15 protein-coding genes are annotated in these 18,828 nt (G+C 60.6%); 8 read left to right on the forward strand and 7 right to left on the reverse strand.

Features of this window, described 5'->3' with window-relative positions:
- Nucleotides 1–17: 17 nt before the first annotated feature.
- Nucleotides 18–890, reverse strand: a complete 873-nt coding sequence (panB, locus tag Q0837_RS05290; RefSeq protein WP_298466141.1) for a 3-methyl-2-oxobutanoate hydroxymethyltransferase — start codon at nucleotides 888–890, stop codon at nucleotides 18–20.
- A gap of 143 nt (nucleotides 891–1,033) precedes the next feature.
- Between panB and Q0837_RS05295 the strand changes: the two genes are divergently transcribed.
- The 4 genes from Q0837_RS05295 to Q0837_RS05310 all read left to right on the forward strand — a co-directional run bounded on the left by Q0837_RS05295 (nucleotide 1,034) and on the right by Q0837_RS05310 (nucleotide 5,462).
- Complete coding sequence (locus Q0837_RS05295) at nucleotides 1,034–2,434, forward strand: sodium-dependent transporter (RefSeq protein WP_298466144.1); 1,401 nt, start codon at nucleotides 1,034–1,036, stop codon at nucleotides 2,432–2,434.
- A 204-nt stretch (nucleotides 2,435–2,638) separates the two neighbouring features.
- A complete protein-coding gene (locus tag Q0837_RS05300; RefSeq protein WP_298466146.1) occupies nucleotides 2,639–3,424 on the forward strand; it encodes a recA-like protein in 786 nt (261 codons plus the stop codon).
- A complete protein-coding gene (locus Q0837_RS05305; RefSeq protein ID WP_298469789.1) occupies nucleotides 3,339–5,042 on the forward strand; it encodes a DNA polymerase Y family protein in 1,704 nt (567 codons plus the stop codon). Before Q0837_RS05300 ends, Q0837_RS05305 begins: the two co-directional genes overlap by 86 nt.
- Nucleotides 5,043–5,120: 78 nt before the next feature.
- A complete protein-coding gene (locus Q0837_RS05310) occupies nucleotides 5,121–5,462 on the forward strand; it encodes a PilZ domain-containing protein (RefSeq protein WP_298466148.1) in 342 nt (113 codons plus the stop codon).
- Nucleotides 5,463–5,532: 70 nt separating this feature from the next.
- On the opposite strand, the gene Q0837_RS05315 is transcribed toward Q0837_RS05310, so the two are convergent.
- Nucleotides 5,533–6,102, reverse strand: a complete 570-nt coding sequence (locus tag Q0837_RS05315; protein WP_298466150.1) for a phosphoribosyl-AMP cyclohydrolase — start codon at nucleotides 6,100–6,102, stop codon at nucleotides 5,533–5,535.
- Nucleotides 6,103–6,328: 226 nt separating this feature from the next.
- Between Q0837_RS05315 and Q0837_RS05320 the strand changes: the two genes are divergently transcribed.
- From Q0837_RS05320 to Q0837_RS05335, 4 genes are all read left to right on the forward strand, one after another.
- Entirely contained in the window at nucleotides 6,329–7,567 is a 1,239-nt protein-coding gene (locus Q0837_RS05320) for a putative DNA modification/repair radical SAM protein (RefSeq protein WP_298469792.1), read from the forward strand.
- 148 nt (nucleotides 7,568–7,715) lie between these two features.
- Entirely contained in the window at nucleotides 7,716–9,167 is a 1,452-nt protein-coding gene (locus tag Q0837_RS05325) for a UdgX family uracil-DNA binding protein (RefSeq protein WP_298466152.1), read from the forward strand.
- Between the two features lie 87 nt (nucleotides 9,168–9,254).
- Nucleotides 9,255–12,929 carry an error-prone DNA polymerase gene (locus Q0837_RS05330; protein WP_298466154.1) on the forward strand — a complete coding sequence of 1,225 codons (3,675 nt, stop codon included), beginning with the start codon at nucleotides 9,255–9,257 and terminating at the stop codon, nucleotides 12,927–12,929.
- A gap of 9 nt (nucleotides 12,930–12,938) precedes the next feature.
- On the forward strand, nucleotides 12,939–13,679 hold the full coding sequence (locus Q0837_RS05335) for an extensin family protein (protein ID WP_298466156.1): 741 nt from the start codon (nucleotides 12,939–12,941) through the stop codon (nucleotides 13,677–13,679).
- A 3-nt stretch (nucleotides 13,680–13,682) separates the two neighbouring features.
- Here the strand turns inward: Q0837_RS05335 and phoB are convergent, their stop codons facing one another.
- The 5 genes from phoB to pstC all read right to left on the reverse strand — a co-directional run bounded on the left by phoB (nucleotide 13,683) and on the right by pstC (nucleotide 18,633).
- On the reverse strand, nucleotides 13,683–14,372 hold the full coding sequence (phoB, locus tag Q0837_RS05340) for a phosphate regulon transcriptional regulator PhoB (protein ID WP_298466159.1): 690 nt from the start codon (nucleotides 14,370–14,372) through the stop codon (nucleotides 13,683–13,685).
- Between the two features lie 134 nt (nucleotides 14,373–14,506).
- A complete protein-coding gene (phoU, locus tag Q0837_RS05345) occupies nucleotides 14,507–15,175 on the reverse strand; it encodes a phosphate signaling complex protein PhoU (protein ID WP_298466161.1) in 669 nt (222 codons plus the stop codon).
- Nucleotides 15,175–15,921 (reverse strand): phosphate ABC transporter ATP-binding protein PstB, encoded by a 747-nt coding sequence (gene pstB, locus Q0837_RS05350; protein ID WP_298469794.1) that lies wholly within the window; start codon nucleotides 15,919–15,921, stop codon nucleotides 15,175–15,177. The genes phoU and pstB overlap by 1 nt, the downstream gene beginning before the upstream one ends.
- A 38-nt stretch (nucleotides 15,922–15,959) precedes the next feature.
- A complete protein-coding gene (pstA, locus tag Q0837_RS05355; RefSeq protein WP_298466163.1) occupies nucleotides 15,960–17,255 on the reverse strand; it encodes a phosphate ABC transporter permease PstA in 1,296 nt (431 codons plus the stop codon).
- The gene (gene pstC / locus Q0837_RS05360) at nucleotides 17,248–18,633 is read right to left on the reverse strand and encodes a phosphate ABC transporter permease subunit PstC (RefSeq protein ID WP_298466164.1); all 1,386 of its coding nucleotides are present in this window, start codon (nucleotides 18,631–18,633) and stop codon (nucleotides 17,248–17,250) included. The genes pstA and pstC overlap by 8 nt, the downstream gene beginning before the upstream one ends.
- Nucleotides 18,634–18,828: the final 195 nt, after the last annotated feature.

The following is an 18,828-nucleotide window of genomic DNA, read 5'->3' on the forward strand; positions in this document are numbered from 1 at the left end:
CCTTGGTCTAGATGGGATCAGCTCTTGGGCTGATAGGTCTGTTCTTCGCCGGGGAAACTGCGCGCGCGCACCTCTTTGGCGTAGGTGGCCACGGTTTTGTCGATGACGCTGGCAATGTCTTCATAGCGTTTCACAAAGCGGGGGACGCGTTCGAACATGCCGAGCATGTCCTCGGTCACCAGCACCTGACCGTCGCACTGCGCCGAGGCTCCGATACCGATCACTGGAATTTCGAGCGTCTGCGTGAGCGAGATGGCGATGGGTTCAAGCACGCCTTCGGCTACTACCGCGAATGCTCCAGCATCCTGCACCGCCTGCCCGTCACGCAGGATCTTTTCATGTTCCTGCTGACTGCGGCCACGCGCGGCATAGCCGCCGAGCACATTCACTGCCTGCGGTGTCAGACCGACATGTGCCATCACGGGAATTCCGCGATTGGTGAGAAATGCGATCGTTTCGGCCATCGCTTCTCCGCCTTCTAGCTTCACTGCGGCCGCGCCTGTTTCAGCCATGATGCGGGCCGCAGTTTCAAATGCGTGTTCCCTGGACGCTTCATACGATCCGAACGGCATGTCGACCACGACAAGGCTGTGATAGCTGCCCCGAACAACGGCCGCGCCATGGGCGATCATCATTTCGGGAGTGACGGGTAGGGTCGAGTCCAGCCCATAGATAACCTGCCCCAGTGAATCCCCCACCAGCAGCATATCGCAATGCGCGTCGAGCAATTGGGCCTGCCGCGCGGTGTAAGCGGTCAGCATCACCAGCGGCTCTTTGGTCTGGCCGTCTTTTTTATGATCGCGGATGCGCGGGACCGTCAGCCGCTTGCGTGGTTTGGGCGTGGGGGTGGCGCGGCTGGTGCTCGTATCGAGCTGAAAGGTCGTGGACATGGGGCGCATTTAGCGCTGGCGCGGAAAGAACGCAAAGTGCCTCAATTTCTTTCGCCCCTTGGCGTGGGCGCAATTTCATTGCAGAGTGGCGACATATTGGACGGTGTGCTGGGGAGCACGCCACAAGAGGGATATTTCACTTCATGGCAGCAACAGGTTCGGGCCACGAAAACTGGTCGTCGCGTACTGCGTTTATTCTCGCAGCCGTGGGGTCGGCCGTTGGCCTCGGCAATATGTGGCGCTTTCCGGCAGAGGCCGGTGAGAATGGCGGCGGCGCGTTTGTGCTGTTCTACATTTTCTGCGTCCTGCTGATTGGCCTGCCGGTCCTGCTGTCCGAAGTGCTGATTGGTCGCCATGGACAGGCCAATGCACCGGAAAGCGTGAAGCGTGTGGCACGCGATTCGAACGCGCCGGAAGGCTGGAGCATTCTGGCGTCGATGGGCGTGTTTGCCGCGTTCCTGATCCTCAGTTTTTACTGCGTCGTTGGCGGCTGGGTGGTCTATTACATCGGAGTCTTCATCAACGATCTGATCCAGACAGGTCTTTCGGGCGGCGCTTTTGCCGGACGTCCGACTGAAGACATTGAGGGGCTTTTGCCCGGATTGTTCGGCAATGGCGGTCTGATGGTCGGTCTCAATCTGGGTTTTCTGGCGGTGACGATCTTCTTCGTTGCGCGCGGGGTTTCGAGCGGGATCGAGTGGGTTGCGGTGTATCTGATGCCGCTGTTCTTCGTGCTGTTTCTTTGCATCACGATCTACGGCGCGTTCACCGGTAACTTCGCCGATGCGGTGGCTTATCTGTTCACCTTCGATTTCTCGAAACTGACGGGCGAGGTGATGCTGGCCGCAGTGGGGCAGGCGTTCTTCTCTCTGTCGCTGGGTGTGGCGGGGATGATGACCTACGGTGCCTACGCCAATCGAGACACCAATCTGGGTGAAACCTCCGGGATCATTGCCGGGGCGGATACTGGGGTAGCTTTGCTCGCCGGTCTGGCAATCTTCCCGATCGTGTTCGCTGCGGGGCTTGCTTCGAATGCGGGGCCGGGCCTGATGTTCCAGTCGCTGCCGATCGCTTTCCAGGCGATGCCGTTTGGTTCGCTGATCGGTCTTGCCTTCTTCACCATGGTGTTCTTCGCCGCGCTAACCAGCTCGGTCTCACTGCTCGAAGCGCCGACGGCCTATGTGTTCGAGAAATTCAAGCTCTCGCGCCCGGTTGCGACTTTGATTGTGGGGGCAGGGGCTGCGGTACTTGGCGTTCTGTCGTCGCTGTCGTTCAACGATCTGGCCGAATTCTATCCGCTCGGTTTCATCCCGCTGTTTGCCGAGACGAATTTCTTCGACACCCTTGATGGAGTGACGGCGAAGCTGTTCATGCCGATTGGCGCGATCCTGACCTGCCTGTTTGTCGGCTGGGTCGCTGATGCGCGGTTGATCGACGATGAGAACGGACTTGACGGTTTGTTGCATCAGACGTGGCGTGCGCTCGTGCGGTTTGTTTGTCCGGTCGCGCTTACGGTTATTCTGCTGTTCGGATTGTTCGCCTGATCGAATTGAGATCAGCGGTTTGGGGAATCCTTGCCTGAATTCCGGGCGTTGCAATCGTTCCGAGAATATGGAACATAATGGGAACAAGTGGGGCTCACGCGAGTCTCTCAGAGTGTTCCTATGTCGAAATCTGTTTCCTCCTCCTGCGCGAAAGCGTTGCAAAGCCTTCCTGTCCCTTCGCGCCCCAAAGCAAGCGATGGTGCCATGCGCTTGTCCGCCAACGACATTGCGGCGCTGTCCAAGGCGCGTGAGGCGCGCTGGCGTCCGGCGCTGACTGATCAGCCGCTGCACAGTGAGGTGTTTGCCAGCGCAGGCGATGCCAGCGGGGCCGGGGTGGCTCTTGCTCTGGCGCGCGATGCCTTGAGAACGCAGGCGCGCACCGCGAGGGAGGCAGAGGATCCGCTCACCGAGGCGGATGATCGCCGGCAGGTGCTGTGGGTGCAGGATACCCGCGCGGTTCAGCGCAGCGGTCGTCCCTATCGCCATGGCCTGCCGCAAGAACTGCGTGACCGATTGATCCATGTCGAAGCTAAGACGCCTGAGGATGCGTTGTTCGCATTGGAAGAGGGGCTGCGCTGCCGCGACCTTGCTTGCGTGATCGGGGAGATCGTCGGCAATCCGCGCGCGCTCGATTTCACAGCTTCACGCCGACTCAGCCTCGCGGCGGAAAAGCATGGTGTGCCGTTGTGGCTGGTACGGCTTGAGGCGGAAGCAGACCTGTCCTCGGCGCGAATGCGCTGGCGGGTCGAAGCTTCACCTTCCGCGCACCCACGCTGGAATGGCGATGCGCCCGGCGCACCCGCCTGGAAAGCCGAGCTGTTCCGCGCGCGCAGCCACGCCCCCGGAGAATGGATATTGAGCAATGACGATGGACGCCTCCGCGCCCAACGATCTGTCGCCAACATTGGCGGCGACACCGCCGCGCCGAATCCTCGCGATCTGGTGCGCGCGACTGTCGGTCGATCGCTGGCGGCTTACGCACGCGCTTGAAGCGGGCGAGGGTGCAGACGCGGAACCGACTGCGCTGATCACCGAAACCGCGCATGGTCCGCGCATTGATGCGGTCAACGATGCCGCGCGCGCGGCGGGGGCGCAGTCGGGCACGATGCTGGCCGATGCGCGCGCGCTGTGCCCGCAGATCAAGGTCGCACCGTCCGATCCTGCTGGCGATCTCGAATTCCTCGAAAAGCTCAGCATCTGGGCGCAGCGCTGGGGACCGTGGAGCGCGCTCGATCCACCCGATGGCGTGCTGGTCGATATCACCGCTGCCGCGCATCTGTTTGGCGGAGAAGTGCGATTGCTCGCCGATGTCGAAGCGGCATTTGCGCGGCGGAAACTGGCCGTACGCACCGCGATTGCTCCGACCGCCGGAGCCGCATGGGCGCTGGCGCATTTTGGGCCGCCGCGCAGCATCATTGATTGCTCCTCATCTTCGTCATCGCGAGGGGCGAAGCACCGCGGCGATCCATGGCCTGATGATGCCTCACGCTCAGGTCCATGGATTGCTTCGTCGCCTGCGGCTCCTCGCAATGACGAAAATCATATGATGCGCCAACTTTCCGATCTTCCCGTTGCATCGCTCAGGCTGGACCAAGACGTCCTAACAGTGCTCCGCCGTCTTGGGCTCAAGCGCCTCGGAGAGCTTGCAGAAATCGCGACAGGCCCGGTGGACCGCAAGGAAGCCGATGCGCGGGATTCGCTTCGCCGCCGTTTTCGCAGCAAATCGCCTTCGGCCAATCCGCTGATCCGGCTTGATCAGCTGCTTGGTAAAGTGCCCGAGCCATTGCTCCCGGTCGTCCCGCAGCAGATGCCCTTGATACAGCGGCGTTTGATGGAGCCGATCCGGCACCGTGACTTGTTTGACCGCGTGCTCGCCGATCTCGCCACCGATATGGCGCGTGAGCTGGAGGGACGCGGGGAAGGCGCGCGGCGGCTCGAACTCGGCCTGTGGCGGGTTGATGGCGAAGTGCTGGTGCGGCGGCTAGAGCTGGCTGCGGCCACACGCGAATCGGAACATATTACCAGGCTGTTCACCACTAAACTTGACGATATCGATGCAGGGTTTGGTATCGAAACCGTGCGGCTGCGCGCCAGTTGGACCGAGCCGTTGGCGCTTGGGCAGGGCGATATAGACGAAGCGGCGGAGCGGCATGGTACCTCGCTTGCCGCCTGTGTCGACCGGTTGACTGTCAGGCTGGGTCAGGGGGCGGTGAGCCGTCCGGTGCCGTTCGCCAGCCACCTGCCCGAACGCGCGCAGCGCTGGCAGCCAGCGCTCGATCCCGAGCCGAACTCGCAAGGGAGCTTCGAATTTCAGAAAAGGCCGCTCAAACTGCTTGATAAGCCTGAGAAAATCGCGGTTCTCTATGCTTCGCCCGATGGTTTTCCGCAGCGCTTTCGCTGGCGCGGCGATGTGCGCGAAGTCGTTCGCGTCGAGGGACCAGAACGCATTGCGCCCGAATGGTGGCGATCAAAATCAACCGTGCGACTGCGCGATTACTACCGGATCGAGGATGCGGAAGGGCGCCGTTACTGGATCTATCGCCACGGAATTGTCGGTGATGGACGAGGCGGAATTCCCGACTGGTATTTGCAGGGGCTGTGCGCCTGACCCGTTCGATCAACCAAACTTTTCGGCATTGGTCAGCATTCGTTTACGATTTTCCGTTAGGCAAACAATGCGATGAACATGCACTCGATACCTCGCTCCGACAATCGTCGCCCGCTTGGCCTGATGGTCAAAAGCCGGGTGCAGTCCCGCGTCGTCTTTGTCGATCTGATCGACCTTTCCGAAGGCGGCTGCAAGATCAAGGCGCGCCCTGGCTTTGCCACGGTTGGCGACCGGGTTGTGATGAAGGTTGGCGGCATCAATGCCCCGCTCGGCATCATTGCCTGGGTCAATGGTGAATTCGCCGGTGTCGCATTCGAAGGTGAGATGCACCCAGCGGTGATCGATCACCTGTGTGAGCAGAACGGAAGCAAGCTAACCGCTGCCCGTCGCCGCGCTTACGAAGCCCGCCGCACAGTCTGAAAACAACCCAGTCTGACAAAAAAGGGTCGATGCCGTCGGCACCGACCCCAATTTTGCGAATGATCGACGCTTAGCTTGCGCTGAAAGGCAGCGAGCTGTGGTGCAGAACGATCTTGAGGTCGCCATTCTCATCCTTTTCATAAGCGAATGAGTATTCGACCTTGGTCTCGTTACCGTCGGTGCCGGTGAAGAAGTAGTTGCCCATGGCAACCGCCATGTCACCGCTGTCGGCAATCACAGTGCCATTGTTTTCCCAGCGTACCGCTGTGTACGGAGCGATCGCAAAACCACCATCTTCGCTGCCTTCGGTCCCGACGAAATAGCTCAATGCTTCTTCGGTGGTTTCACGGAACTGGTCTTCGGCGGCCAGTGTCGGCTTGAACAGGATGGTTGCATCTTCACCGTACGCATAATGCGTTGCGATGTGCTCGGACGCGCGTGCGCTGAAGTCGCCTTCTTCGGTGAAGGTCTGGCCGATAGCGACAATGCCTTCGCCCCATGCCTGCTGTGCAGCCGTGACTTCTTCAGCAGTGATCGGGTTGGCGTTTGCCGCTTCGCCCGATGCCGCTTCATCACCGCCGCAAGCAGCAAGTGCCAGCGCGCTCACACCAAGAACAGAAACACTAACGAACTTATTCATTTCATACTCCCTTGCGGGGAGCATCGTGCCCCCCGTCGAAAACAATGCGGCTTATCGCCGCGTGCTACGTCCGACATCACGAGCAGGATTGCTCGCCAGAGGGGCCCGGTCCGTGGCGATATTACGTACCATTCGCGTGAGGGTTCCCAGAATCTTGCAACTTTTGCACTGGTGAATTTGCAGGTGGAACATATAAGGAACATAAAGGTGTTCCAAAGTGCAGAAAATCGCTTCCCAGACGCTTCAGAAAAAACTCGAAATCCTCGCCGATGCGGCGAAGTATGATGCGTCCTGCGCGTCATCGGGGACGGCCAAGAAGAATTCGATCGGAGGGAAGGGCATTGGCTCGACCGAGGGGATGGGCATCTGCCACGCCTATGCGCCTGATGGCCGGTGCATCTCGCTGCTCAAGGTACTGCTGACCAATCACTGCATTTTCGATTGCCATTACTGTATCAACCGCAAGAGCTCGAATGTGCGACGCGCGCGCTTTACCCCGCAGGAAGTCGCCGATCTCACGCTCAATTTCTATCGCCGCAATTATATCGAGGGGCTGTTCCTGTCCTCGGGCATCATCAAAAGCTCGAACCACACGATGGAGCAGATGGTCGAATGCGCGCGGATCCTGCGCGAAGAGTACGACTTTCGCGGCTACATCCACCTCAAGACCATTCCCGAGGCCGACCCGGAACTGATCCATCAGGCGGGGCTCTATGCCGACCGGGTTTCGATCAATGTCGAACTGCCGACACGCCAGGGATTAACCCGGCTCGCTCCCGACAAGGACGAACGCCAGATCGAAGGGGCGCTTGCCAGGACCAAGTCGCGGATCATTGAGGCGAAGGATGAGCGCAAGCGCTTCAAGCACGCCCCGCGCTTTGCTCCGGCGGGGCAGTCGACGCAGATGATTGTCGGGGCCGACGATGCGAATGATGCCGATATCGTTGGCAAGGCAAGCCGACTGTATGGATCGTTCGGATTGCGCCGGGTGTATTACAGCGCGTTCTCTCCGATCCCCGATGCGTCTGCCGTCTTGCCGTTGAAGCGTCCGCCGCTGATGCGCGAACACCGATTATATCAGTCAGATTGGCTGATGCGGTTCTATGGTTATGCGCCGGGCGAAGTGGCGCAGGCGACTGGTGCGGATGGCAATCTGCCGCTCGATATCGACCCGAAGCTCGCCTGGGCGCTGAAGTTTCGCGGGCAATTTCCGGTCGATGTGAACCGCGCGCCCAAGGAGCAATTGTTGCGAGTGCCGGGATTGGGAACAGTGGCGGTCGGGCGGATATTGCGTGCACGGCGGCACCGAACCTTGCGGCTCGAAGATGTGGCGAAACTGACTCAGTCGATCACCAAGGTGCGTCCGTTTCTGGTGGCGCTCGATTGGCGTCCGACGATGCTGACCGACCGCGCGGATCTGCGCGCGCTGCTGGCTCCGAAGTCCGAGCAGCTGGAGTTGTTTTGATGGGGAAACGTCTTCTTGCTCCCCTCCCGTTTACGGGAGGGGTTGGGGGTGGGCGCGCGACGCGCTGGGCCGCGAGGCCCACCCCGCTGCGACTAGCGAGCAAGCTCGCAAGTCTCGCTGCCCCTCCCGCAGGCGGGAGGGGTTGGCGATGACCGCCATAAAGAACGCTTCGCCCGGTGCGCATTACGTGGTGCATCTGCCCGAGCCGGATGACTTTGCCTTCTGGCGCGAACGGGCGCGCCAACTGATCCAGTGCGACGTGCCGCCCGACCGGGTGAACTGGGTGGAACCGGGCGGGACAGGTGATCTGTTCGCGCAAGCGGAGCCTTCCCCGGAAGAGAGTGGCTTGCCGCGGCCTGCAAATGATGTGGGGCCTGTGCGAGTGGCGAAGCGCTTCATGAGCCTTGCGCGCGGCGCCGCGCTCCATTCGGATACAGAACGATTTAGTCTGCTCTACCGGATGCTGTGGCGGCTGCAATCGAACCCGCGTGCGATGGAGGACAAGGCCGATCCCGACGTGCGCCGGATCGAGGATCTCGACAAATCCGTGCGCCGTGACAGCCACAAGATGCACGCCTTCGTGCGGTTTCGTCTGGTCGAGGGGGAGAGGGGCGAACACTATGTCGCCTGGTTTGAGCCGGATCACCACATTGTGCGCGCCAATGCCGGGTTCTTTATGCGGCGCTTTGCGAACATGAACTGGACGATCCTGACCCCGCGCGGATGCCTTCACTGGGACGGCACGACGATGCGCGAAAGCGGCCCGGCACAGCGCAGTGATGCACCGCAGGGCGATCCGATTGAGGAGCTGTGGAAGTCGTACTATTCTTCGATATTCAACCCGGCACGGCTGAAGGTTGGGGCGATGCTGGCCGAGATGCCCAAGAAATACTGGAAAAACATGCCCGAGGCGGAATTGATTCCGGACCTGATTGCCGGGGCGCAGGCACGCGAAGCGGGGATGGTTGCGGCAGGGGAGCGTGAGGAGCGCAAACGGCCTGAAAGCCTCGCAGCGATTGCTGAGGACATCAGTGCGTGCCGCGATTGCCCAATCGCCGAATGCGGAACCCGCGCGGTCATGGGCGAGGGCACTCCGGGTGCTCCGCTGATGATCGTTGGCGAACAGCCCGGCGATCAGGAGGATCAGCAGGGGCGGCCATTTGTCGGTCCAGCGGGCCAGTTGTTTGATGAATATCTGGTGCAGGCCGGGATCGACCGAAGTGCCGCCTATGTCACCAACGCGGTCAAACATTTCAAATTCAGTTGGCGTGGAAAGCGCCGTCTTCACCAATCTCCTGCGGCCAAGGAGGTCGATACCTGCCGCTGGTGGCTGGAATCCGAACGCGCCATCGTAAAACCGCGCGTGGTGCTGGCCCTTGGGGCGAGCGCGGCGCGTGGGCTGCTGGGTAAGACGGTAAGCATCGCCAGGGCCCGGGGCGAGGCGATCGCGCTGGATGATGGCAGCGAGCTGTGGGTGACTGCGCATCCTTCCTATTTGTTGCGTCTCGATGGTGCGGCTCGCGAGGAACAGGCCGCGCTGTTTGCGCGCGATCTTGCTACGGTGAAGGCGCGGCTTAGGGAATTGGAGGGTGCTCCATGACCGCTCATCCTGAGCCTGCCGAAGGGTGAGCGCGCGCCATGCTCGTACTTCGACAAGCTCAGCACGAGCGGGTTGTACAATCTCGCTATGCCCGACGCACCGCTCACCCCTGACAAACGCACGCTCGAGCTTGATCCCGACCTGATCGAAGCTCCCGAACGCGCGCCGTTCGTTGAGCTTGGACTGGTTAGCTGTTTCAGCTTTCTGCGCGGGGCCTCCGACGCGGTCGACCTTGTGATGACCGCACGCACTCTCGGCTATGATGCAATCGGGATTGCTGATGCGAACTCGATGGCGGGCGTGGTTCGCATCCACACGGAGGCGGCGACGCTCAAGCTGCGCCCGGTGATCGGCACGCGGATCGAAACGGTCGAGGGATTGCACTTCCTTGCCTATCCGAAAGACCGTGCTGCCTATGGTCACCTATGCCGGCTGATCAGCTCCGGACGGATGCAGACGCTTTCTGGTGAGTGGCAGGAGAAGGGTGTGTGCGAGATTAATCTCGCCATGCTCGCGGAGCATGCTGAAGATGTGCAACTGATCCTGCTCCCGCCGGAGGATTTGGCGGCGCGGTTTACGATCTGGGTGCCGAGCAATGTGGTGCCGTTTCCAATTCCTTCGTCATCCCCGCGAAAGCGGGGACCCAGTGATACTAAGGACCAAGCCAGCCTGGGTTCCCGCTTTCGCGGGAATGACGAGATAGAAGCGTCCTTCCCAGATATCCTGCCGCATCTCATCCGCCAACTTCCTACGTTGCACCACCTTGCCGCCAGCCACCTTTATCGCGGCGACGACATAGCTCGGATCGACCAGCTAGATGCACTCGCCTGCGACAACGGCCTGACACTGCTTGCGACCAACGATGTCCACTATCACACGCCTGAGCGTCGTCCGTTGCAGGATGTGATGACGGCGATTGCCAACAAGACCACCGTCGCCGAAGCCGGGCATCTGCTGCACGCCAATGCCGAGCGGCACCTCAAATCCCCGCAGCAAATGCAGCGCCTGTTCGCGCGTTGGCCGCATGCGATCAAGGCTGCGCGTGAGGTCGCCGATGCCTGCCAGTTCAGCCTCGACGAGCTGCGCTACGAATACCCGGAGGAGATTTACCCCGACGGGATGGGGCCGCAGGAGTATCTCGAAAGCGAGACCTGGAAAGGCGCCGACTGGCGCTATCCATCAGGCGTGCCGGATTATGTTCGCGCAACCTTGAAGAAGGAACTGGTGCTCATCGGCAAGATGGATCTTGCGCGCTATTTCCTGACCATCAAGGATATCGTCGATTACGCCCGCAACGAGGTCGAGCCGCCGATCCTGTGCCAGGGGCGGGGCAGTGCGGCCAATTCGGCGGTCTGTTTCTGCCTTGGCATCACTTCGGTCGATCCGGCCAAACACTCGCTGCTATTCGACCGCTTCATATCGGAGGATCGCAAAGAGCCGCCCGATATCGACGTCGATTTCGAGCATGAGCGGCGCGAGGAGGTGATCCAGTACATCTATGCCAAATATGGCCGCCATCGCGCCGGTCTGACCGCGACCGTCATCCACTACCGCCCACGCATGGCGATCCGCGAAGTGGGGAAGGTGATGGGTCTCAGCGAAGATGTGACCTCGGCATTGGCGCGCACTGTATGGGGCGGTCATGGCCGTGAAATCGGTGAGACGCATGTGGCCGAAACCGGCCTCGACATCAGCGACCCGCACCTCAGGCGGGTGCTCGCACTGACCGAGCAGATGATCGGCATGCCGCGCCATCTCAGCCAGCATGTCGGCGGGTTCATCCTCACCGAAGGCGCGCTGACCGAGACTGTGCCGATTGGCAATGGCGCGATGCCCGAGCGCAGCTTTATCGAGTGGGACAAGGATGACATCGAAGCGCTTGGCATTCTGAAAGTCGATGTGCTGGCGCTGGGGATGCTCACCTGCATCAAGAAGTGCCTCGATCTGCTGGAAGATCATCACGACCGGGCCCTGACTTTGGCGACAGTCCCGCGCGAGGATCCCGAGACCTACGCGATGCTGCGCAAGGGGGATTCGCTCGGCGTGTTCCAGGTCGAAAGCCGTGCGCAGATGAACATGCTCCCGCGACTGCGCCCGCGCGAATTCTACGATCTCGTGATTCAGGTCGCGATTGTGCGGCCTGGGCCGATCCAGGGTGATATGGTGCATCCCTATCTCAAGCGCCGCCGGGGCGCAGAGCCAGTGCGCATTCCTGCGCCATCGCCGCAGCACGGTCCTCCGGATGAACTTTCCAGTATTCTTGAGCGGACACTCGGCGTTCCCATCTTTCAGGAACAGGCGATGAAGATTGCGCTTGATGCCGCCAAGTTCAGCTCGGTTGAGGCGAACCGATTGCGCAAGGCGATGGCGACGTTTCGCAGCCGTGGCATGGTCCACGAACTCGAAGACATGATGGTCGGACGGATGGTGGAGCGCGGCTATGATGCCGACTTCGCGCAAAGATGCTTCAACCAGATCAAGGGGTTTGGCGAATACGGCTTTCCGGAAAGCCACGCAGCTTCGTTTGCCCATCTGGTCTATGTATCGAGCTGGCTGAAATGCCATTTTCCTGCGGCGTTTGCGGCGGCGCTGCTCAATTCACAGCCGATGGGGTTCTATGCGCCGGCGCAGATCGTGCGCGATGCACGTGAGCACGGGGTGGAGATATTGCCCGCCGATGTGAACCAGTCGCAGTGGGACTGTACGTTGGAGGATATTTGTTCGGCAGAAGCTCACCCCACTGCGACTAGCGAGCAAGCTCGCAAGTCTCGTAAACCCCTCCCGCATGCGGGAGGGGCAGTGGAGCTTGGCGAACCGCAGGTGAGCCTTAGCGGAGCGGGGTGGGCAGAAGACGAAAAGGGGAGGTTGGACAAACATATCGCCCTGCGCCTCGGCCTACGCCAAGTCGATGGCTTCCCCGAACACGTCGCGGCGCAGTTGATCTCTGAGCGTGAAGAACGCGGCCTCTATCGAGACGTGGCTGAACTTCGCGAGCGTGCGGGGCTTTCGCCAGCGCATGTCGAGCGGCTTGCCAGTGCGGATTGCTTCACATCCCTGAATCTCTCGCGCAGGCAGGCGCTGTGGGATGCGCGCAGTCTGATTGCTGCGCCCGATTTGCCATTGTTCAAGGCGGCTGCCGAGCGTGACGAGGGGGCGGAGCGCGCCGCCATTCACCTGCCGCAAATGCCGCTCTCCGAAGAAGTGGTTGCCGATTATCAGACCACGCGATTGAGCCTCAAAGCGCATCCCATGTCGTTCCTTCGTCCGCAGCTGGGCGAGCGCGGGTTCGTGCGCGCCTGTGATCTGCGGACCCGCAAGTTTCGCTCCATGGTCAAGGTCGCGGGCGTGGTGCTGATCCGTCAGCGTCCGGGCAGCGCGAAGGGGGTGTGTTTCATCACGCTCGAAGATGAGACCGGAGTGATCAACCTCGTTGTCTGGCCCGACCTCAAGGAGAAGCAGCGCAAGGTCGTGATGGGAGCGCGGTTGATGGAGGTGCGCGGGCGGGTCGAATATGATGACGAGGTGATCCACGTCATCGCGCACCATATGACCGACGCGACTGATCAGCTTTACTCACTGTCGGATGATATGCTGAACGCACCAGTGGCGCGGGCTGATCATGTGACGTCGCCGCTGACGGGGCGCAAGACGCCGCCTGAAAAGCAGGGGATCACGCCGCGCGACATGATCGACGAACTGCCCAACGTGACCGGACACCCGCGCAATCATCGCATCATTCCGAAATCGCGCGACTTCCATTAGGGATGCCAGATGGGTCGAAAATCAAAGGCATGGCGGATCAATCGCAAGGTCGGAAAGTTCCGTGCCGAGCGGCGGATACTGCTCATACTCATTTTGGCAGCGGTCGCTTTCGCCGGTTGGGTTTGGCTGAAGGATCACCCCGAACACAATCCCTACGCGCCGCTTGATCTGCGGCATCCCGTCGGTTGGGCGACCGCGCAGAAATTGACAGCGCTGCGAGACGATTTGCCAACCTGCCGCGCTGTATTGGAGCGGAGCAATGTTGCCTTCGCAGCGCTGCCAGCAACCGGAGAAGGGCCGTGCGCGCGCCCTGACCGTACGCAGCTGAGCGCCTACCCGCTTGCCCCTGATACACCTGCCGTCACATGCACCGTTGCCGCTGCGCTTGAAATGTGGCGTTCAAAGACGGTGACGCCAGCAGCTCAAGAGATCCTTGGAAGTGACATCGCGAGGATCGAACATCTTGGAGCGTTCAATTGCCGCCGAATGCGTGGGAACAACTCCAGCGCGTGGAGTCAGCATGCCACAGCCAATGCAATCGACATCGCCGCCTTCGTGCTCGAAGACGGGCGGCGGATCAGTGTGCTTGGCGATTGGGAAGGCGATGACGATGAAGCGCGCTTCCTGCGCCGGGTTCGTGACGGCAGCTGCGGCGTGTTCTCGACGGTGCTTTCACCTGACTACAACGCCGCCCATGCCGACCATTTCCATTTCGATCAGACCGCTCGCTGGTCGAGCGTCTGCCGCTAAGGCCTAGGTGGCTTCGAGCGCGTAACCTGCCGAGCGAACCGTGCGGATCGGATCCTTAGCGCCGTCGATCCCGATTGCTTTGCGCAAGCGGCGGATATGGACGTCAACAGTGCGCAGTTCGATGTCCGACCCGGTGCCCCACACGCCATCGAGCAATTGCCCCCGGCTGAACACCCGGCCTGGGCTCTCCATGAAGAACTTAAGCAACCGGTATTCGGTCGGGCCGAGCTGTAGAGAACGGCCGCGCCGCTGAACCTTGTGTGCCACAGGGTCGAGCTTGATATCGCCAACTTCGATGGTCTCACCGGCAAGGGCAGGGCGGATGCGGCGCATCACGGCGGCGACACGGGCCAGCAATTCGCGCGGGCTAAAGGGCTTGGTCAGGTAGTCATCGGCGCCCGTCTCAAGGCCCCGAACCCGGTCATCCTCGGCCTCACGCGCGGTGAGCATGATAATCGGGACGTGCGCGGTTTCCTTGTCGCGGCGCAGGCGGCGGCAAACCTCGATCCCACTGGTGCCTTCGATCATCCAGTCGAGAATGATGAGATCGGGCACATCCTCGCTCGCAAGGATCAGAGCATCGTCGCCATCGCCGGTGCAACGGACCTGATAGCCTTCGTTCTGGAAGCGATACTCCAGCAATTCCGACAGCGCGGGATCGTCTTCGACAAGCAGCAATTTGGCAGCGGACATGGCTTTCAAAGCCTCCCTAACCCGCGAGAAGATGCGGCAACGTATGTTTCAATTCAGCTACAGTTTGATGAAATCGGGCGAGCTACTTTTCCACAATCGGTCCACAGATGCCCCACAGGCTTGTCAGCTTGCACTTAGCGATCCTCCTCCGGAGGGTAAGTTCCGGTTGCCGCGAAGTGGACCATCTCGGCGACGTTTGTTGCGTGATCGCCGATCCGCTCGAGGTTGCGGGCAACGAACAAGAGCTGTGCAGCACTCGAAATCGTCGCAGGGTTTTCGACCATATGACTGACGAGGTTGCGGAATATGCTGTTATAGAAAGCATCAACTTTTGCATCGGTGCTGATGACTTCGCGTGCCAGATCGGGGTCGCGCGCCGCGTATGCCGTCAGCACGTCATGCACCATTTCACTCGCGAGTTCGCCCATCGCGGGCAGCAGAGTGAGCGGTTCGAACCGGTCACGCCCTTCGATCATCCCCACGCGCTTGGCGATATTCTTGGAATAGTCGCCAATTCTCTCAACCACGCCCGCGATTTTGAGCGCAGCGATCACTTCGCGCAGATCGTCGGCCATCGGCGCACGCAGGGCGATGATCCGCACGGCAAGTTTGTCGACTTCGGTTTCCAGCGCATCGATCTTCTTGTCGCGAGCGACGACGCTGTCCCCGAGCTCCTCATCGCCGCGAACCATCGCTTCCAGCGCTTCCTGGATCGCGACTTCCGCGAGACCGCCCATCTCCGCGATCAGGCCGCGAAGTCGGGTGATGTCTTCGTCGAAAGCTTTGACTGTATGGTCAGGCATCAGCCGTACCGCCCGGTGATGTAGTCTTTGGTTCGCTCTTCGATCGGGTTGGTGAAGATGTCGGATGTCCTTCCGTATTCCACGATCTTGCCGAGGTGGAAAAAGGCAGTGCGCTGGCTGACACGGGCAGCCTGCTGCATGGAGTGGGTGACGATGACGATCGCATAGCGGCCGGAAAGCTCGTCGATCAGTTCTTCGATCTTGGCAGTTGCAATCGGATCAAGCGCCGAGGCTGGCTCGTCCATCAGGATGACTTCGGGATCGACCGCGATGGCGCGGGCGATGCAGAGGCGCTGTTGCTGACCGCCGGACAGGGCCGTTCCCGAATCTTCAAGCCGATCTTTCACTTCGTCCCAGAGGCCCGCGCGGCTGAGCGACTTTTCGACAATCGCATCCAGATCGGGTTTCTTCTCTGCGAGCCCGTGAATTTTGGGTCCGTAGGCGACGTTTTCGTAGATCGATTTCGGAAACGGGTTCGGCTTTTGAAACACCATGCCGACCCGGGCGCGCAACTGGACAACGTCCATCGCGCTGCCGTGAATGTCTTCGCCTTCCAATTCGATCAGGCCGGTCACATTGGCTGACGGGATCGTGTCGTTCATGCGGTTGAAACAGCGCAGGAAGGTCGACTTGCCACAGCCAGACGGGCCGATGAAGGCCGTCACATAGTCTGACGAAATGTCGATGGACACATCATCGATGGCTTTCTTGTCACCATAATAGACCGAAACATCGCGCGCCCTCATCTTGGCGTCGGTTTCTTCCAGGTTTTCGTGGATTACAGTCACCAGGTCTTCTCGAATTTGTTTCGGAGGTAAATTGCGAGGCCGTTCATCAGGAGCAGGAACAGCAATAGCACGATAATCGCGGCGCTGGTGCGCTCAACGAAGCCGCGGTCGATTTCGTCCGACCAAAGGAAGATTTGGACCGGAAGGACCGTTGCGGGCGAGGTGAATCCATCAGGCGGTGTCGCTACGAATGCGCGCATCCCGATCATCAGCAGAGGAGCGGTTTCGCCCAAGGCGCGGGCCATCCCGATGATCGTGCCAGTCAGCATGCCGGGCATGGCCAGCGGAAGAACATGGTGGAACACGACCTGCACTGGCGAAGCACCGACAGCGAGGGCTCCATCGCGGATAGATGGCGGAACCGCTTTGATCGCGTTGCGACCGGAGATGACGATTACCGGCATCGTCATAAGCGCCAGCGTGAGGCCGCCGATAAGCGGAGCAGAGCGGTAGTTTGGAAAGATCGCGAGGAAGACCGATAGGCCAAGCAGACCGAAGATGATCGATGGAACCGCGGCGAGATTGTTGATCGAAACCTCGATCAGGTCGGTCCACCGGTTCTTCGGCGCGTATTCTTCCAGATAAAGGGCTGCCAGAACGCCGACAGGAAAGGCGAGGGCGAGCGTGACTAGCATGGTCAGGATCGAGCCCTTGAGCGCGCCCCAAATGCCGACCTGCTGCGGGCTGGTCGCGTCCGAACGCGACATGAATCCCATATCCCAATTCTCTGCCAGCTTACCTTCGCTCTCCAGGCGCTTTGCCAGCGCCTGAATCTCGGGAGACCCTTCGCCCGCGAGCCCAGCTGCCAAGTCGGAGGATGCAGGGAGGTAAAGGGTTTCGGATCGGTACAGCAAAGAGGGGTCTGAAGTGAGCGCCGCGGCAACATCGCGCCAGGCATCGTCGCTCAATTCCGCTGCCCCCTCTTCGCCGAGCGCTTCCTCGGCGAAGGATGCAACGATTTGCGGCATGCCTTGCAATTCGAGCGTCTGGATCGCGCTGGGTGCGGTCAGAGAGATTTCATCGCCCGTGATGCCGCTCTCGGGGAAATCGATCGGCACTGTTAATTCGGCGCGCTGAAATCCGCCGATGCCGTTGATCGTCATGTTACCAAGCAGGAAGATCAGCACCGCGACCGAGAATACGATCGCAGCCTGACCCATCAGCTTGAAATTGCGCTCGGCGCGGTAGCGCTTCTTGAGACGCTTCGCGAACTCATCAGTACGCGTCGGACGCACGGTCTTGGATGCCTCGGTGGACGGGGTGCCGGCGTTGGGGGCTACGATATCAGTCATATGCCTCTCTGAACCGTTTGACGACGCGCAGCGCGACGAAGTTGAGCGCAAGGGTGACGAGGAACAGCACAAACCCAAGCGCGAACGCGCTGAGCGTGGCGGGGTGATCGAAGCTGCCTTCGCCGGTGAGCATCTTCACGATTTGCACTGTCACGGTGGTCATCCGTTCGAGCGGATTGGCGCTGAGATTGGCGGCCGTGGAGGCGGCCATGACGACGATCATGGTCTCGCCAATAGCGCGGCTCACGGCGAGCATGATGCCAGCGACGATGCCGGGAAGGGCGGCCGGAAACAGCACGCGCCGGATCGTTTCGGATTTGGTTGCCCCCATCGCCAGACTGCCGTCGCGCATGGCGCTGGGCACTGCAGCAATGGAATCGTCGGCCATCGAAGATACAAACGGGATGATCATCACCCCCATCACGATACCCGCTGCCAGAGCGCTCTCCGTCGAAGCATTGGTCAACCCAATAGCGACGGCAGCATCTCGAATGGCCGGGGCCACAGTCAGCGCCGCGAAATAGCCGTAGACGACCGTCGGCACACCAGCGAGAATTTCCAGCGCCGGTTTGATCCAGGCGCGCAGCTTTGGATCGGCGTATTGCGTCAGGTAGATCGCGCTCATCAACCCCAGGGGAATGGCCACAATCATGGCAATGATCGCGCCGATAAAGATCGTACCCCAGAAGAGCGGGATCGCGCCGTAGCGTGAACCGTCGGGATTATCCGCGCTGCTCATTGGGTCGGGGCCCCAGAACGTTCCAAACAGGAAATCTACCGGCGAGACCATTCCGAAGAACCGGATGGTCTCGAACACGAGGCTGGCGAAAATGCCGAACGTAGTCAGGATCGCGACGAGCGAAGCCAGCAGCAGCACCACCATGACGGTGCGCTCAACCTTAGTGCGCGCGCGGAAGTCTGGACGAACGCGCAGGAAAGCAAAGGCGCCCCCGCCAAATGCGATCAGCAGCGTCAAGACCAATCCGATCATGCTGTAACGGCTGAGGGCCTCGCGATAGGGCTCAATCAGCGGCTCCGCCCCTTCGTTGAACACGCCCGGCGCATTACCGCTCGCCACCGCGCGGGCTTCGGAAAGCCATGCGTCGCGTTCGAAGCCGAACGTTGGCAAACCCTCTGCGCCCGGTGAGGCCAGAACGCTCTGCGTGACCAATTGCGGGGCGATGAAGGACCAGACCGTCAGGAATGCGAGAACCGGAAGGACAACCCAGAACGCGACATACCATGCATGATACGTCGGGCGCGCAACCGGGCGCACTTCGGGATTGCCCTTTTGGAAACTCCAGGCTTTTGCTCGTCCGGCCAGCCAACCAGCAAGGCCAAGCCCGATAGCAATCAGGATAAGCGTAATCGGCGACATGGATTAAGAGTTGTTCCCCTGAAAAGCTTGCACGCTGTCAAATCGAGATAGATTCGCCATCGGCGTTGCCTTTGTATTCTGTTTTATCGATTTGGCGGATGTCACGAAAGCGCCACAGGCAGAGTTTGCCACTTTTGCCCCCAAATCGAATCCGATCCAACGATGTGGACTCGAAAGCCCAATGAGCGGGCCATG

This window comes from uncultured Erythrobacter sp. (assembly GCF_947499705.1).
Taxonomy (GTDB): domain Bacteria; phylum Pseudomonadota; class Alphaproteobacteria; order Sphingomonadales; family Sphingomonadaceae; genus Erythrobacter.

Coding starts and splice junctions, on each gene's coding strand:
- Q0837_RS05295 (WP_298466144.1), top strand. CDS start 1,034: ATGGCAGCAACAGGTTCGGGCCACGAAAACTGGTCGTCGCGTACTGCG.
- phoB (WP_298466159.1), bottom strand. CDS start 14,372: ATGTCCGCTGCCAAATTGCTGCTTGTCGAAGACGATCCCGCGCTGTCG.
- panB (WP_298466141.1), bottom strand. CDS start 890: ATGTCCACGACCTTTCAGCTCGATACGAGCACCAGCCGCGCCACCCCC.
- pstB (WP_298469794.1), bottom strand. CDS start 15,921: ATGAGGGCGCGCGATGTTTCGGTCTATTATGGTGACAAGAAAGCCATC.
- pstC (WP_298466164.1), bottom strand. CDS start 18,633: ATGTCGCCGATTACGCTTATCCTGATTGCTATCGGGCTTGGCCTTGCT.
- pstA (WP_298466163.1), bottom strand. CDS start 17,255: ATGACTGATATCGTAGCCCCCAACGCCGGCACCCCGTCCACCGAGGCA.
- Q0837_RS05300 (WP_298466146.1), top strand. CDS start 2,639: ATGCGCTTGTCCGCCAACGACATTGCGGCGCTGTCCAAGGCGCGTGAG.
- phoU (WP_298466161.1), bottom strand. CDS start 15,175: ATGCCTGACCATACAGTCAAAGCTTTCGACGAAGACATCACCCGACTT.
- Q0837_RS05330 (WP_298466154.1), top strand. CDS start 9,255: ATGCCCGACGCACCGCTCACCCCTGACAAACGCACGCTCGAGCTTGAT.
- Q0837_RS05325 (WP_298466152.1), top strand. CDS start 7,716: ATGACCGCCATAAAGAACGCTTCGCCCGGTGCGCATTACGTGGTGCAT.
- Q0837_RS05335 (WP_298466156.1), top strand. CDS start 12,939: ATGGGTCGAAAATCAAAGGCATGGCGGATCAATCGCAAGGTCGGAAAG.
- Q0837_RS05315 (WP_298466150.1), bottom strand. CDS start 6,102: ATGAATAAGTTCGTTAGTGTTTCTGTTCTTGGTGTGAGCGCGCTGGCA.
- Q0837_RS05310 (WP_298466148.1), top strand. CDS start 5,121: ATGCACTCGATACCTCGCTCCGACAATCGTCGCCCGCTTGGCCTGATG.